The organism is Rhodococcus parequi (assembly GCF_046042785.1).
In the GTDB taxonomy this organism is placed as follows: Bacteria; Actinomycetota; Actinomycetes; order Mycobacteriales; family Mycobacteriaceae; genus Prescottella; species Prescottella parequi.
In genome coordinates this window covers 499,096-513,748 of sequence record NZ_JBDLNV010000002.1, presented here as the reverse complement: position 1 = coordinate 513,748, position 14,653 = coordinate 499,096, and the positions used below count along the sequence as shown (strand labels likewise).

Below are 14,653 nucleotides of genomic sequence, written 5' to 3'. Positions count from 1 at the left end.
CGCGGGCCGCGTCACAATCGGCGCCACACCTTGTAGCAGAACGGTGACGAAACGCCCGCAGAATCCGGACACCCGGACGCGACGGTGGACGCCATGCACATGCTTCGTAGGGGACTCGTCCTTCCCATCGCCGTCGTGATCCTGCTGGTGGGGGCCACGCTGTGGTTCGTCGACGTGATGTCGCGACCGGGATCCGGTGGGCCCGTGGGCCTGGCCCGACCCGGCGCCGCGACCGCGTACAGCTTCGCCGACGACGTGGCCGGCGAGATCCGCGGCCGTGGGGCGAGGCAGGCCCGGCCACGGCCCACCGCCAGCACCGCGAAGATCATCACCGCGCTGGCCGTGCTGGACAGGAAGCCGCTCGCGCCGGGCGAGGACGGGCCGATGCTGACGATGACCGAGGCCGACGCCGACCTGTACCGCGACTACGCCGATCGGGGCGGTTCGGCGGTGGCGGTGGGCGCCGGACAGGAGTTGTCGGAGTACGAGATGCTCGTCGGGATGCTGCTGCCGTCGGCGAACAACCTCGCGGACACCCTGGCGGTGTGGGCGTTCGGCTCGCTCGACGAATACCGGACGGCGGCAACCGAGCTGGTGCGCTCGCTCGGGATGACGTCGACGACGGTGGGTACCGACGCGAGCGGCTTCTCGCCTTCCACGACGAGCACCGCGCGGGATCTGACGTTGCTCGCGGCGGCAGCCGTGCGCCATCCGGTGGTCGCCGAGATCGTCGCGCGCGACCGTGCGGTGCTGTCGGGTGTCGGCGCGGTCTACAACACGAATTCTCTGCTGGGCCGGCCGGGAGTGGTGGGCCTCAAGACCGGCACGACCACCGAGGCGGGCGGGGTGTTCCTGTTCGCCGCGAAGGTCGGTGCCGCCGGCCGCCTCGTGGTGGGGGCGGTGCAGGGTGAGGGACGCTCGGCCGATGACGCCATCGACCGGGCGTCCCGGCTGCTCGACGAGATCACGACCGACGAGAGTCAGTGAGTGACGGGGGCGCCGAACCCCTTCCGCGCGAGCCAGTCCAGGACGGTCTCGGCCACGTCCGGCCAGCCGTGGTCGACGGTGAGCGAGTGGCCGCGGTCGGCCAGCACGATGTAGTCGTTGTCGGTCGTGGCCTTGCGGTAGCGGTGGTGGGCGGATCGGCTCACCGATTCCGGGACGGCGTGGTCCTGACCTCCGCCGAGGATCAGCAACGGTCCGCGTGGAGCGGTCGTGTCGACGTGCGTCGGGGAACCGGGAAGCAGGTTCGCGAACGCCGCCTGGAAAAGCGGCCGACCGGGGGACGGGATGGTCCAGTGGTCGTAGATCTCGTCGGATTCACTGCGGTCGATGGCATTTCCGAAGCTGTAGGCGAAGGCATCGGGCGTCAGCGTGACGGTGCGTTTGGCGTTCGCCGGGTTGCCGAGCACGGGAAACGTCGAACGCAGTTGCGCGAGCGGTAGTGCCTTGACGCCCTGGATCTGCGCGGGGTCGATCGCCACGGCCGCCGCGGCCACGTCGGCGGCCAGCAGTTTCTGCGCGACGAGACCACCGAACGAGTGCCCGATGACGATCGGTTTGCGGTCCAGCGGCGCGATCGCTTCGGCGAAATGCGCGGTGACCTCGTCGATCCCGTAGCCCGCCTGATCGGCGGCGTGTTCCCGGGTGTCGGTGACGTTCGGTGCCTCGCCGGGCCAGGTCGGTGCCAGGGTGTGGAATCCGGCCTCGCCGAATCTCGTTCGCCACGGGTCCCAGGAGGAGGCGGCCAGCCACAGGCCGTGGACGAACATGACCGGCGGGGCGTCGACGGCGGGGTGCGGGGTGTCGGGCATCGTCTCGGGTCCTTCCAGATCGTGGAATGTGTACCCAGTGCTGGCTATTACGATGCTCGGCCGTACGGCCCACGGAAGCGGTTATCGCCGTTTCGATATGGACTTTGGTCACCAATCGCGGACAAACAGTCCGATTCGGTCCCGTTCAGTGAGATTCGTGCCACAGTCGACTGACACGTGTTTCAGTGTGAAGCGGGACACATCATCAAACGGATGATTGGTTCCGGATTTCGAGCGTTTTCACTGAAAGGGACTTGGGGAGCGGTCATGACGACGATGGATACGGAGAACGAAGAAGTTCGGATGATCGAGGCCGGCGAGGCTCCGGAGCGTTTTGCGCGTGGCTGGCACTGCGTCGGTCTGACGCGCGACCTCCGCGACGGCAAGCCGCACTCGATCCACGCGTTCGGCACCAAGTTGGTGGTGTTCGCCGACAGCCAGGGCGATCTGAAGATTCTCGACGCGTACTGCCGGCACATGGGCGGCGATCTGAGCCAGGGCGAGATCAAGGGCGATTCCGTCGCGTGTCCGTTCCACGACTGGCGCTGGAACGGCAACGGCAAGTGCACCGACATCCCCTACGCGCGTCGGGTGCCGCCGCTCGCGAAGACCCGCGCGTGGACCACGATGGAGAAGGACGGACTGCTGTTCGTCTGGCACGACCCGGAGGGCAACCAGCCGCCGGCGGAGGTCACCATCCCGGACATGACCGCGCCCGGTGAGGAGTGGACCGACTGGGTGTGGAAGCAGATCACCATCGACACCAACTGCCGCGAGATCATCGACAACGTCGTCGACATGGCGCACTTCTTCTACGTGCACTACGGCTTCCCGATCAAGTTCAAGAACATCTTCGAGGGCCACACCGCCACCCAGTACTACGAGGGCGTCGGACGCGAGGACATGGCCCGGCCGACCAAGGACGGGCAGGCGGCGTCGACGGGCAACAGTTCGGTGGCCGCGTACTACGGCCCGTCCTTCATGATCGACGAGTTGACCTACCATTACCCGGACTTCGACATCGACTCGATCCTGCTCAACTGCCACTACCCGATCGCGCCGAACAAGTTCGTGCTCATGTACGGCATCAAGGTCAAGCAGACCGACGACATCCGTGGTGAGAGGGCGCAGGAGCTGGCGACGGCGATGGCGTCGTACATCACCATCGGCTTCGAGCAGGACGTCGCGATCTGGAAGAACAAGACGCGCATCGAGAACCCGCTGCTGTGCGAGGAGGACGGCCCGGTCTACCAGCTGCGTCGCTGGTACGAGCAGTTCTACGTCGACGTCGCCGACATCACCCCGGACATGACCAACCGTTTCGAGTTCGAGATGGACACCACCAAGCCCGTCGCGGCCTGGCGGCGCGAGGTCGCCGAGAACATCGAGCGGCGCGTGACGGAAGCGGCCGCGTCGAACTGACCGGTTCGTTCCCCGGGAATAAGTCGCGGTCGCGCCGCAGTTGTTCGGGCCATGTCCAGAACCGTGGTCGCGACCGCGTACGGGGGACCGGAGGTCCTCGAGGTGATCGACCAGGACGTCCCCCCTCCGGGCCCGGGTGAGGTGGTCGTCGAGATGCGGGCGATCGGGGTGAACCCGATCGACTACAAGCTGTACAGCGGAGCCTTCGGAACGGACCCCGCCGCGCTGCCCGTCCGGTTGGGAACCGAGGGGGCCGGTGTGGTCCTCGGGGTGGGTGCCGGCACCGATCCGATCCGGGTGGGCGACGAGGTGATCGTCTACGCGGGCGAGGGCGCCTACTCGGACGTCGTGCTCGCGGAGGCGGATGCCGTTCTGCCCAAACCGGACTCGATGTCGTGGGAGAGCGCGGCGTGCCTGCTCTCGTCCGGGGGCACGGCCTACGAGGCACTCGAGGTCGCCGGGGTGGTGGAGGGCGACACCGTCGTGATCCAGGGCGCGGCCGGTGGCGTCGGCGAGTTGGCCGTCCAATTGGTGGTGGGGCGGGGCGCGGTGGCGATCGGCGTCGCCTGGCCCGTTCACCACGACTTCCTCCGCACTCTCGGTGCCGTCCCCGTGCTGCCGGGTCCGGATCTGGCCGCCCGCATTCGCGAGGTCGCCCCGGACGGGGTCGACGCGGTGGTGGACACCGTCGGCACCGACGAGGTGATCGACCAGTCCCTGGCGCTGGGAGCCGAACGCGATCGGATCGTCACCACCATCGCGTTCGCCCGCGCGGCCCGCGACGGTTTCGCCGCGATCGGTGGACCGAACGAGGACAGCGCGCGAATCCGTCGCGAGGCGCGTCCGTTGCTGGTGGACATGGCGGCGCACGGCGGACTGGACGTGGTCGTCGGCACCCGGTTTCCGCTCGCGGACGCCGCGGAGGCGCACCGAACCCTGCAGCAACCGCATGCCCGCGGGAAACTCGTGCTGCTTCCGTAGTACCCGTTGGTCGGCACCCGTCAGTCGACGCAGGGAATGCCGCTGCTGTCGTCCGCTGCAACCGGCTCCTCCGGCGGTGGGGCTTCGAGGGGGGTGCTGGTGTCTTCGGTCGCCGTGGTGGTGTGGGAACCCGATCGCGCAGGCCTGGACGACGTCGCTGATGACGTGGGGGGCGGCGTGGTGGTCGTCGTGGTGGCGGTCGTGGTCGGCAGGGGTCCCTCGCCCGCGAACAGCCGGGATACCTCGGCGCGCATCCGGTTGGGGTCGACGATGTTGACCGCCTGGCCGTCGACGGTCGCGTACCCCTCGATGGGCAGCGTGTAGAAGTCGAGTTCGCCCCGCGTGAGATTGCGCGCCTGGGAAGCGAAGCCGACGGGATCGAGATCGTCGTCGACGACGACGTCGCTCTCGACGGTGTCGAACAGGGCGCGCATCTTGGAGACGCTGCCGAACACGCCGCCCGAGTCGAGGTTCCGGAGCACGCCGGTGAGGAAGGCCTGTTGCCGTCGGGTGCGGTCGAGATCACCGTTGTCGAGGCCGTGCCGTTGCCGCACGAACGGCAGCGCCTGCGCCGGGTCGAGCATCTGTCGGCCGGCCGGGAAGTTCGCGCCGGAGTACGGGTCGTCGACCGGTGCGTTGAGGCACACCTCGAGCGGGCCGAGCGCCTTGGCGATGTCGTAGAAGCCGACGAGATTGACCTCGGCGAAGTGGTCGATGGGGACACGCAGCAGCTTCTGCACGGTCTCGATCGTCGACCGGCGTCCGGCGTCGCGGGACCGTTGTTCGCGTTCGGTCGGATCGGTCACGTCCTGCTCCTCGAGCTCGGCGTCGGCGTCCGCCTTCGCCATCCCGTAGGCCTCCTTGATCTTGTGTTTGCCGTAGCCGGGGATGTCGACGTAGTCGTCGCGGGGGATCGCGGCCGCGGTGGCGCGGCTGCCGTCGCCCGGGACGTGCAACAGAATCAGGGTGTTGGTGTTGTATCCGCCCGCGTCGCTGTCGCCGGCATGTAGCTCGTCGGTGACGAACTCCGCGGGCAGATCGTTGCCGTGCATGTCCTTTCGGCTGTCGAGGCCGATCAGCAGAATGTTCGAATCACCGTGCGGAGAATTCCGGTCGCCCCCGGTGAGGACGTCGAGGGCGCCGGACCGGAGGATGCCGGTCGTCAACTCGTGGTGCGCCGCCCACCCCAGCCCCGTGACCACCAGCACGGCGGCCGCCACGGTGGCCGTGGCGATGCGCAGGGCCGTGACCGTTCTGCGTCGGCGGCGGGGCCCCGGCTCGTCGGTGGTGTCGTCCGGATCGGAGCGCACCGCCTCAACATAGCCGGGGCCCGCGGCGGCACCCGGCGAATCGGGTCACATGTGGGTGACGCTCAGCCGAGTTGCTTCACGACCGCTTCGGCCACAGGTCGTGCGCTCGCGGGATTCTGCCCGGTCACCAGGCGCCCGTCCTCGACCACGTGCGGCGCGAAGGGTTCGGCCGCGAAGGAGTACACCGCGCCCCGCTCTTCCAGCCTCGCCTGGAGGCTGAACGGCACCGCATCGGCTCGGTGGGCGAATTCTTCCTCCGGCCAGGAGAATCCGGTGACGTTGCGGCCGGCGATCAGGTACTCGCCGTTCGACAGCGTCGAGCCGAGGAGTCCGGCGGGGCCGTGGCACACGGCCGAGACGACCTTGCCGGTCTCGTGGAACTCCCGCAGCAGTCGGGCGAGGTGCGGTTCGTCCGGGAAGTCGAACATCACGCCGTGCCCGCCTGTGAGATAGATGGCGTCGTAGTCGTCGGCGGTCACGTCTGCGATCGAGACGGTGGTGTCCAACAGGTCCATGAATGTCCGGTCTGCGTACCGTTTTCCGGTTCCCAGGTCGTTCAGGACGTCCGGGGTGAGGCTCTCCGGATCGAGTGGGACCGGGCCGCCGGCGATGCTCGCGATGGTGGCCGTGCCCCCCGCGTCGTGCAGGTAGTCCCAGAAGTGCGTCAACTCGCCCAACCACAGTCCCGTGCGGTAGCCGACGCTCTCGTATTCGCCGACGCTCGTGACGACGATGAGTACTCGCTTGCCGCTCATGTGAACTCCTCGGCTGTTCGGCGGTTTGCGCTTCGCTCCCACGTTACGAGGCGGCGGTGGCCCTCACCATCTCCGGACCGTCACGGTCCGGTGATTTCGCGATCGCGAGTGCCATGACGGCCGCGATCGCACACAGGCCACCCGCGACGAAGAACGCCGCGTCGTAGCCGCCGAAGCGGTCTCGGACGACGCCGGCCAGGAACGCGACGAGTCCGGCACCGATCTGGTGCGAGGCCAGCACCCACCCGAAGACGATCGGTCCGTCCGCGCCGAAGTGCTTGCGGCACAGCGCGACGGTCGGCGGCACGGTGGCGACCCAGTCGAGGCCGTAGAAGATGATGAACGCGATCATCGGTGGGTGCACGGTCTCGGCGAACAGGATCGGCAGCACCATCAGCGACAGGCCGCGCAGCAGGTAATAGATCCCCAGCAGCTTGCGGGAGTCGAACCTGTCGGTGAACCACCCCGACGCGATGGTTCCGACGAGATCGAAGATGCCGATGACGGCGAGCAGGCCCGCGGCCGCGGTGACCGGCATCCCGTGATCGTGCGCGGCCGGGACGAAGTGCGTGCCGACCAGTCCGTTGGTGCTGGCGCCGCAGATCGCGAACGTGCCTGCCAGGAGCCAGAAGACGCGGGTGCGTGCGGCCGAGCGCAGGACGCCGAGCGCGCGACCGACGGCGCCACCGGGCGCCGCCGGCGTCCGGGGCCGAACGTAGTCGGCCGGCGCCCCGAACGGGGTCACGCCGACGTCCTCCGGGCGGTCGCGGAGGAATACCAGTACCAGCGGCACCACCGCGAGCGCCGCGAAGGCGACGGTGAGCGACACCGTCTGCCAGTCGTAGCGTTCCGACAGGGTCGCGAGTACCGGCAGGAACACGAGCTGGCCGGCCGCTCCGCCGGCGGTGAGGACGCCGGTGACCAGCCCGCGGCGGGCGACGAACCAGCGGTCGGTCACCGTAGCGACGAACGCGAGCGCCATCGAGCCGGTGCCGAGACCGACCAGCACGCCCCACAGCAGGATCAACTGCCACGTCGTGGTCATGAAGATCGTCAGACCGCTCCCCAGCGCGACCAAGGCCAGCGCCGACGCCACGATCCGGCGCATCCCGAACCGCTCCATCAGGGCCGCGGCGAACGGGGCGGTCAGTCCGTACAGGACGAGGTTCACCGAGACCGCTGCGGAGATGCTCGCGCGGGACCAGCCGAAGTCGTCGTGCAGCGGATCGATGAGCACCGACGGCGCCGCCCGGAAACTGGCGGCGCCGACGAGGGCGAGGAACGCGACGACGGCGACGAACCAGGCCGGATGGATGCGAGGTACGCGCCCGCGGGGGATGGATCTCGGGGTGGATCGGGGCGGGGCGATCTCGGAACACACGGCGTACATTGTGGCCGCCGCCGTCGGGGCCGCCCCGATCGGCCCGAACGAGCTAGTTCGGCATGAGCGCCGACGGCGTGCCCGGCAGACCCGGGTAGTAGGTGCCGGCCGACCAGCCGCCGTCCACGGCCAGTTCGGCGCCCGAGATGTACGACGCCTCGTCACTCGCGACGAACAGGGTGGCGCGGGCGATGTCCTCGGACTCGCCGATCCGCTGCAGCGGCACGCCCACGTACTTGCTCTGCAGGTCGTCGCCGACCAGACCGCCGGGATTCCCCAGCGTGGTGTCCACGCCGCCCGGATGCACCGAGCACACCCGGATGCCCGACGGACCCAGCTCGTAGGCGAGTGCCTTGGTGAGACCGCGCACCGCCCACTTGCTCGCGGTGTAGGCGGCGAGTCCGTTGACGCCGCGCAGTCCGTCGACCGAGGAGATGTTGACGATGACGCCGCGGCCGGCCTTCTTCATCGTCGGTACGACGGCCCGGGCACCCAGCAGGTTCCCCAGCACATTGATGTCGAGCAGTCGCTCGGTCTTCTCGACGTCGATGTCCTCGATCGGTGCCCAGTGCATCACGCCCGCGTTGTTGACCAGGATGTCGAGGCCACCGAAACGGTCGACGGCGGTGGCGGTGGCCGACTCCCACGCGGACTCGTCGCTCACATCCAGCGGCGTGAAGATCGCCGCGTCCCCGAGTTCGGCCGCGAGTGCGCGACCCTTGTCCTCGAGCACGTCACCGAGCACCACGCGGGCCCCCTCCGCCACGAACAGCCGTGCCGTGGCCGCTCCCATGCCCTGCGCTGCTCCGGTGATGATCGCGACCTTGCCGTCGAGCCGTGCCATGCGTCCTCCGAAATCCGTTGCGGGCCGGGCTGTCCGGTCCACGTCCGACCTTGGCGCGATCGACGGGCGAAGGGAAGCGCACTTCTCGCTCAGTGGTACGCGTCACAGGACGGTCAGTGCACGACCGACCCACCGTCGGCGACGATCACCTGACCGGTGATGTAGCTGCCCGCGTCGGACGCGAGCAGCAGAGCTGGACCGACCATTTCGTCCGGCGCCGCGATGCGCTGCTGCAACGACATCTGCCGCATCGCCTCGATCGCCTCGGGCGGGTTGTTGCGGACCATGTCGGTGTCGACCGAACCCGGAGCGAGTGCGTTGACGCGGATGCCGCGCGGCGCGAACTCGGCGGCCATGGAGCGCGTGTACGACAGCAGCGCGTTCTTGCCCGCGGCGTACATGGCGACCTTGGGCGAGAACATGAACGCGCCCACCGAGATGACGTTGATGACGGCGGCGTGCCTGCTGGCCTCGAGGTACGGCAGGGCGGCCTGGGTCAGGAACACCGGCCCGCGGAGGTTCACGTCGTACGACTTGGACCAGGCCTCCGGGGTGAACTTGCCGAGCGGCAGCGTGAGCGGGTTCGCGGCGGCGTTGACCAGGATGTCGATGCCGCCGAACTCGTCGGCCGCACCCTCGGCGAGAGCGGTGAGGTCGTCGAGTTCGCCCATGTGCGTGGCGATTCCGATCGCCTTGGCCCCCAAGTTCCGCAGGTGTCGTGCGGCCTCGGTGCATGCGTCGGCCTTGCGGCTGGCCACCACGACGTCGGCCCCGGCGGCCGCGAAACCCTCCGCGATGGCCAGGCCGATGCCGCGGGTGCCGCCGGTGACGACCGCGGTGCGTCCGGTGAGGTCGAAGAGTGTGTCCAGTGTCTCGCGGTTCATGTTCGGTCTCCTGTCCGTGCCCACGCGGGCGGTCTGCGTTCGACGAATGCGGCCGCGGCCTCGGCGAACTCGCCGCCGGTGCCGGCCAGGATCTGGGTGCGGTTCTCGAGGGCGATGGCCGCGTCCACGTTGCCGGCGGTGGCGTTCGCGGTGAGAACCTGCTTGGTCATCGCCAGCGCGAACGGGCTGTGGTCGCACAGCGTCGCCGCGAGGTCGAGTGCGGCGGGGAGCAGTTCGGAGTCGTCGACGACCCGCGTGACGAACCCCATGCGTTCGGCCTCGGCGGCGTCGAACTCGCGGGCGGTGGTGATCAACTCGGTGGCCCGGCCGCCGCCGACGATCCGGGGCAGCGTGTAGCTGATCCCGATGTCGCAGCCCGAGATCCCGATCTTGATGAACTGCACGCCGAACCGCGCGGACGCCGACGCGATCCGCAGGTCGCATGCGGCGGCGAGCGCCAGGCCGCCACCGAAGGCGGGGCCGTTGACGGCGGCGATCACCGTCTGGGGGAGGCGTTGCAGGCGCGGGACCAGCGAGGCGATGTACTCCTGGGTGCGCATGCCGGCGGCGGGTCCGGTGAGTCCGGCGGCGGTCGGGGCCGTCCGGACGGGGTCCTTGAGGTCGAGGCCCGCGCTGAACCCGCGTCCGGCACCGGTGAGGATCACCACCCGGCAGGTGTTGTCGCGCTCGAGTTCGTCGAGTGCGGCGTGCAGTTCCTCGACGAGGGCGAAGCTGAGGGCGTTGAGGCGCTCGGGGCGGTTCAGGGTGAGGATCGCGACGTCCGGTGCCGGCCGTGCCATCTCGATCAAAGTCATTCGGGCTCCGCTTCGTTCGAATCTACCGATCTTCAGGCTTACACGATGTAAGGTAAATGCGCAGCGTTTTCACGAGGAAGGGTGCGAGGTGACTCAGGACGGTCCCGGGAGGGGGCGGCGACGCGACCCCGAGAGGCATCGGGCGGTGCTCGACGCCACCGCAGCGCTGCTGGTCGAGGACGGCTACGAGGCGGTCACACTCGCCGCGGTGGCGCGTCGGGCGCGCGTCGGGCGGCCGCTGCTCTACCAATGGTGGGGAACCAAGGCCGCGTTGGTCCAGGAGACACTGTTCCGGCGCGATCCGGTGTCGGCGCGGGCGATCGCACCCGGCGCCTCCTTCGAGGAGACCTTCACGGCGATGGTCCGCGACATGGTGGGTCTGCAGTTGTTGCCCGAGTACCGACGGGGGATGCCGGGGCTGATCGCCGACATGGCGTGCGACCCCGACCTGCAGGACGAGGCCGAACGCAGATTCATCGGACCGGTGCGGGCGCGCTACGTCGAGGTCTTCGGCCGGGCATCCGAATCCGGCGAGATCGGGCCGGACGTGGACGGAGCCCTCGTGCTGGACACGCTGCGCGGCGCGCTGACGACCCTGACCCTGACCCGGCCGGCGTGGCGGGAGGACGACTTCGTCGACTACCTCGTGCGACTCGTGCTGGACGGGATTCGCGCCCGCTGACCGCAATCGGCACGAACCTTCGCCGGTGTCGCGCCCCGCGCGCCGAAGTGTCCTACCGTGGACGGGAGGCCGACGGCGATGGAGGTCGAGATGCGCAGGCGCCAAAAAGAAGAACGCCCGGATTACGACGAATCCGACCTGAAGGTCGGCAAGCCCAAGACGAAGGCCGCCGGTGTCCCGGCCGTCGCGGTATCGATGAAGCGGTCGCTGGAGAACATGGGCATCGTCCGCACCGGCGAGACGTTGCTCGAGCTCAACAAGGTCGGCGGATACGACTGCATGAGCTGCGCGTGGCCCGATCCGGAACCGGGGCACCGGCACCCGGCGGAGTTCTGCGAGAACGGCGCGAAGGCGGTCGCGAACGAGGCCACGCTGCGGCGGGTGACACCCGAGTTCTTCGCACGGCATTCCGTCGCCCAGCTCACCTCCCGCAGCGAGTACTGGCTGAACGAGCAGGGGCGGATCACGCACCCGATGATCAAGCGACCCGGGGCCACGCACTACGAACCGATCGACTGGGCCGACGCCTACACCCTCATCGGACGCGAACTGCAGTCGCTCGACCCGAACGAGGCGATCTTCTACACGTCCGGGCGCGCCTCCAACGAGGCGGCGTTCGCCTATCAGCTGTTCGTCCGGGCGTACGGCACCAACAACCTGCCGGACTGCTCGAATATGTGTCACGAGTCGACGTCGATCGCCTTGGCCGAATCGATCGGCATCGGCAAGGCCAGCGTCGTCTTCGAGGATGTCCACGAGGCCGAGCTGATCGTGCTGCAGGGGCACAATCCCGGCACCAACCACCCGCGGATGCTCACCCACCTCGAAGAGGCGAAGAAACGCGGCGCGAAGATCCTGTCGATCAACCCGCTGAAGGAAGCGGGTCTGCTGCACTTCCAGAACCCGCAGACCCCCAGCGGAGTGATCGGCCGTGGAACGGACCTCTCCGACTACCACCTGCAGATCAAGCCCGGCGGCGACCTGGCGTTGATGCAGGCGATCGGCTCGCTGCTCGTCGAGTGGGACGCACTCGATCACGAGTTCATCGAGACGTACACGCACGGCTTCGAGGCGTGGCGAGAGCACGTCGCGGAACTCGACTGGGACGCGGTGACCGCGTCGACCGGACTGTCCCGCGTCGAGATCACCCGGGCCGCGCAGATGCTGCGGGAGTCGAAGGCGACGGTGTTCTGCTGGGCGATGGGACTCACCCAGCACCGCAACGCGGTCGCGATCATCAAGGAGGTCTGCAACGTCGCGTTCGCGCAGGGCAACATCGGCAAGCCCGGCGCCGGCCTGCTACCGCTGCGCGGCCACTCCAACGTCCAGGGCGACCGGACGATGGGGATCTGGGAGCGTCCGCCGCAGAGCTTCCTCGACGCGCTCCAACAGGAGTTCGGCTTCGATCCACCCCGGGAGTACGGCTTCGACACCGTCGATTCGATCCGGGCGATGCGGGACGGCAAGGCGAAGTTCTTCATGGCGCTCGGGGGCAACTTCGTCGAGGCCGCCCCGGACACCCGCGTGACGGCCGCGGCCATGCGTAACACCCGGATGTCGGTGCAGATCTCGACCAAGCTCAACCGGTCGCACCTCGTCACCGGGGAGACCGCGCTCATCCTTCCGACGCTGGGGCGCACCGAGAAGGACGTCCAGGCGAGCGGGGAACAGTTCATCTCCGTCGAGGACTCGGTGTGCGCCGTGCACGCATCGCGCGGTCCGCTCGAACCGGCGAGCCCGCAGCTGCAGTCGGAGACGGCGATCGTCACGCAGATCGCGCACGCCACTCTCGGTGACCGCTACGGGCTCGACTGGCTCGGCATGCGGGACGACTACGCGAAGATCCGTCTGTACATCTCGAAGGTGGTGCCGGGGTGCGAGGGGTACGAGGTGAACGTGCGCCGGCCCGGCGGCTTCATCCTTCCCCACCCGCCGCGTGATTCGAGGACATTCGAAACGTCCTCGGGCAAAGCCGAGTTCGACGTCGCGCCGATCGAGGTGATGCAGGTCCCGCCCGGACATCTGATCCTGCAGACGCTGCGCAGCCACGACCAGTTCAACACCACGATCTACGGGCTGAGCGATCGCTACCGCGGGATCGAGGGCGGGCGGCGTGTGATCTTCATGCACCGCGACGACATCGCGGCCCTCGGGTACGACGACGGCGACAAGGTGGATCTGCTGACCAAGTGGGACGACGACGACTGCACCCGCTACGCGACGGAATTCCGGATCGTCGAGTACGACATCCCGCGGGGTACGTCCGCCGCCTACTATCCGGAGACCAATCCGCTCGTTCCGCTGGATTCCACTGCGCTCAAGAGCAATTGCCCCACGTCCAAGTCCATCATCGTGCGGCTCGAACCGGCGGGGACGGTGCGCGAGGAACACCTCGACGGGGGCACGCAACACGAGATCGGCTGGGACTGGTCGCACAAGAGCGAGCCGCAGCCGCGTTACCTCTCCTGAGCGTGCGCGGGCGGTGGTCCGGCGACGCTGACGTGGGTTCCGGCACTACGGTCCCCGGCGCCGACCCGGATGTGGGGTTCCGACCGGTGGATCGTCCTGGCGCGGAACGCGGACGGTGCGGCTCGGTAATTCGATTGCGCGCGTGTAGGCGCGATACCTAGGGTTGCGCGCATCCGGCACGACGGCCGGCTCCCCTAGGTATGGAAGTGGTGAATTATGCCCCGGACAACCGCCGAGCTCTTTCGCGATCCCGCGAACCGCTCCGGCCGGTGATCCGTACCAGGCATCGGATCTCCTGTCCGGTGTGAATCTTCCGCGGGTTCGACGACGGCTCGGCAACTCTCGCCGCCCAGTCGATCTCACAGAGGAGTACCCCCGTGTCCCACAGCGGCACACCGATTTCACACCTGTCCACGTTCTCCTGCATCCGCTGCGGCCTCACGGCGTCCGCCGTGGCGCCGAGCGGTCTGCCGCGCACGCACTGCCCCACCTGTCTGGCGGGGAGGCACGGTCGCTGCGAGGCCCGCACGCATCCGATCGCCGTTGCGGTGCAACGTGACGGAACCTGGATGCTCATCCAGCGCTGCACCGGCTGCGACCGTCTCGAGGCCGGCCCGGTCGCCTCGGACGACAACCAGTTGCTGTTGATCCGCATCGCGGTGAAACCGTTGGCGCAGCCGCCGTTCCCGCTCGAGCATCTCGCGCAACTCTGATGCGGAGGTGCACGACATGTCACGCAGGAACGGTAGAACCGAACGCCCACAGCGCGCCAAGCCCGCCCACCGCGACGGGCCGGCGCGCCGTGGCACGTCCTTCCGCTGTCTCGGCTGCGGACTGGACGTGCCGATGTGGGCGCCCGGCACCGCCCACCGCAACCACTGTCCGACGTGCCTGTGCAGCAGACACGTCGATCGGTCGGTGCCCGGCGACCGTGCGGCGTCGTGCGGCGGGCGCATGGACCCGATCTCCATCTCCGTGCGCGGGGCCGGGGAATGGTCGATCGTCCACCGCTGCGGCGCGTGCGGCGCGATGGGTGTGAACCGCGCGGCCGGCGACGACAATCCGCTCGCCCTCGTCCGGATCGCCGTGCGACCCCTCTCACATCTGGGGAGCGTTCGGTAGCCGAGTACGGCCTCCGAACCGATGGGTCGGCACCGACACAGTCGGGCGATTGCCGTGCAGAATTCGCCGATTCGGGGCAGTGTTGGAGGTAAGCGCAGTGCCGCGCGGCCCGAGGGAGGCCCGTCTGCAGTGAGTGGACGGGCCTTCTTCGGGCTTTCTCGCGGCTGAAGGGAG

General features: G+C 68.7%; 14 protein-coding genes. 7 read left to right on the top strand and 7 right to left on the bottom strand.

What is annotated here, in order from left to right; genetic code table 11:
- Positions 1 to 93 precede the first annotated feature (93 nt).
- A complete protein-coding gene (locus ABEU20_RS06565) occupies positions 94 to 987 on the top strand; it encodes a D-alanyl-D-alanine carboxypeptidase family protein (RefSeq protein WP_420163592.1) in 894 nt (297 codons plus the stop codon).
- On the opposite strand, the gene ABEU20_RS06560 is transcribed toward ABEU20_RS06565, so the two are convergent.
- Entirely contained in the window at positions 981 to 1,814 is an 834-nt protein-coding gene (locus tag ABEU20_RS06560) for an alpha/beta hydrolase (protein WP_420163591.1), read from the bottom strand. The genes ABEU20_RS06565 and ABEU20_RS06560 overlap by 7 nt on opposite strands.
- A 267-nt stretch (positions 1,815 to 2,081) precedes the next feature.
- Here ABEU20_RS06560 and ABEU20_RS06555 point away from each other — a divergent pair, with 267 nt between their 5' ends.
- Both ABEU20_RS06555 and ABEU20_RS06550 read left to right on the top strand, forming a co-directional pair.
- Entirely contained in the window at positions 2,082 to 3,236 is a 1,155-nt protein-coding gene (locus tag ABEU20_RS06555; protein WP_420163590.1) for a Rieske 2Fe-2S domain-containing protein, read from the top strand.
- Between the two features lie 51 nt (positions 3,237 to 3,287).
- Entirely contained in the window at positions 3,288 to 4,217 is a 930-nt protein-coding gene (locus ABEU20_RS06550) for an NADP-dependent oxidoreductase (protein ID WP_420163589.1), read from the top strand.
- Positions 4,218 to 4,237: 20 nt separating this feature from the next.
- Here the strand turns inward: ABEU20_RS06550 and ABEU20_RS06545 are convergent, their stop codons facing one another.
- From ABEU20_RS06545 to ABEU20_RS06520, 6 genes are all read right to left on the bottom strand, one after another.
- The gene (locus tag ABEU20_RS06545) at positions 4,238 to 5,527 is read right to left on the bottom strand and encodes an LCP family protein (protein WP_420163588.1); all 1,290 of its coding nucleotides are present in this window, start codon (positions 5,525 to 5,527) and stop codon (positions 4,238 to 4,240) included.
- Positions 5,528 to 5,589: 62 nt separating this feature from the next.
- The gene (locus ABEU20_RS06540) at positions 5,590 to 6,282 is read right to left on the bottom strand and encodes a type 1 glutamine amidotransferase domain-containing protein (protein ID WP_420163587.1); all 693 of its coding nucleotides are present in this window, start codon (positions 6,280 to 6,282) and stop codon (positions 5,590 to 5,592) included.
- Positions 6,283 to 6,325: 43 nt separating this feature from the next.
- Positions 6,326 to 7,663, bottom strand: a complete 1,338-nt coding sequence (locus tag ABEU20_RS06535; protein ID WP_420163586.1) for an MFS transporter — start codon at positions 7,661 to 7,663, stop codon at positions 6,326 to 6,328.
- 52 nt (positions 7,664 to 7,715) lie between these two features.
- Positions 7,716 to 8,507 carry an SDR family NAD(P)-dependent oxidoreductase gene (locus tag ABEU20_RS06530; RefSeq protein WP_420163585.1) on the bottom strand — a complete coding sequence of 264 codons (792 nt, stop codon included), beginning with the start codon at positions 8,505 to 8,507 and terminating at the stop codon, positions 7,716 to 7,718.
- Between the two features lie 113 nt (positions 8,508 to 8,620).
- A complete protein-coding gene (locus ABEU20_RS06525; RefSeq protein ID WP_420163584.1) occupies positions 8,621 to 9,391 on the bottom strand; it encodes an SDR family NAD(P)-dependent oxidoreductase in 771 nt (256 codons plus the stop codon).
- Positions 9,388 to 10,206, bottom strand: coding sequence for an enoyl-CoA hydratase/isomerase family protein (locus ABEU20_RS06520; protein WP_420163583.1), 819 nt, complete (start codon positions 10,204 to 10,206; stop codon positions 9,388 to 9,390). Before ABEU20_RS06520 ends, ABEU20_RS06525 begins: the two co-directional genes overlap by 4 nt.
- 145 nt (positions 10,207 to 10,351) lie before the next feature.
- On the opposite strand from ABEU20_RS06520, the gene ABEU20_RS06515 reads away from it, so the two are divergent.
- The 4 genes from ABEU20_RS06515 to ABEU20_RS06500 all read left to right on the top strand — a co-directional run bounded on the left by ABEU20_RS06515 (position 10,352) and on the right by ABEU20_RS06500 (position 14,479).
- Entirely contained in the window at positions 10,352 to 10,888 is a 537-nt protein-coding gene (locus ABEU20_RS06515; RefSeq protein WP_420163582.1) for a TetR/AcrR family transcriptional regulator, read from the top strand.
- A 90-nt stretch (positions 10,889 to 10,978) separates the two neighbouring features.
- Positions 10,979 to 13,357 (top strand): FdhF/YdeP family oxidoreductase, encoded by a 2,379-nt coding sequence (locus ABEU20_RS06510; protein ID WP_420163581.1) that lies wholly within the window; start codon positions 10,979 to 10,981, stop codon positions 13,355 to 13,357.
- 377 nt (positions 13,358 to 13,734) lie between these two features.
- Positions 13,735 to 14,070: an RNHCP domain-containing protein gene (locus ABEU20_RS06505; protein WP_420163580.1), complete on the top strand. Its 336-nt coding sequence runs from the start codon at positions 13,735 to 13,737 to the stop codon at positions 14,068 to 14,070.
- Between the two features lie 16 nt (positions 14,071 to 14,086).
- Positions 14,087 to 14,479 carry an RNHCP domain-containing protein gene (locus tag ABEU20_RS06500; RefSeq protein ID WP_420163579.1) on the top strand — a complete coding sequence of 131 codons (393 nt, stop codon included), beginning with the start codon at positions 14,087 to 14,089 and terminating at the stop codon, positions 14,477 to 14,479.
- Positions 14,480 to 14,653: the final 174 nt, after the last annotated feature.

What these genes read in the sequence shown, in the direction of transcription:
- ABEU20_RS06525 (WP_420163584.1), bottom strand. Translation starts at nt 9,391, where the DNA reads ATGAACCGCGAGACACTGGACACACTCTTCGACCTCACCGGACGCACC.
- ABEU20_RS06560 (WP_420163591.1), bottom strand. Translation starts at nt 1,814, where the DNA reads ATGCCCGACACCCCGCACCCCGCCGTCGACGCCCCGCCGGTCATGTTC.
- ABEU20_RS06565 (WP_420163592.1), top strand. Translation starts at nt 94, where the DNA reads ATGCACATGCTTCGTAGGGGACTCGTCCTTCCCATCGCCGTCGTGATC.
- ABEU20_RS06520 (WP_420163583.1), bottom strand. Translation starts at nt 10,206, where the DNA reads ATGACTTTGATCGAGATGGCACGGCCGGCACCGGACGTCGCGATCCTC.
- ABEU20_RS06500 (WP_420163579.1), top strand. Translation starts at nt 14,087, where the DNA reads ATGTCACGCAGGAACGGTAGAACCGAACGCCCACAGCGCGCCAAGCCC.
- ABEU20_RS06555 (WP_420163590.1), top strand. Translation starts at nt 2,082, where the DNA reads ATGACGACGATGGATACGGAGAACGAAGAAGTTCGGATGATCGAGGCC.
- ABEU20_RS06510 (WP_420163581.1), top strand. Translation starts at nt 10,979, where the DNA reads ATGCGCAGGCGCCAAAAAGAAGAACGCCCGGATTACGACGAATCCGAC.
- ABEU20_RS06540 (WP_420163587.1), bottom strand. Translation starts at nt 6,282, where the DNA reads ATGAGCGGCAAGCGAGTACTCATCGTCGTCACGAGCGTCGGCGAATAC.
- ABEU20_RS06550 (WP_420163589.1), top strand. Translation starts at nt 3,288, where the DNA reads ATGTCCAGAACCGTGGTCGCGACCGCGTACGGGGGACCGGAGGTCCTC.
- ABEU20_RS06530 (WP_420163585.1), bottom strand. Translation starts at nt 8,507, where the DNA reads ATGGCACGGCTCGACGGCAAGGTCGCGATCATCACCGGAGCAGCGCAG.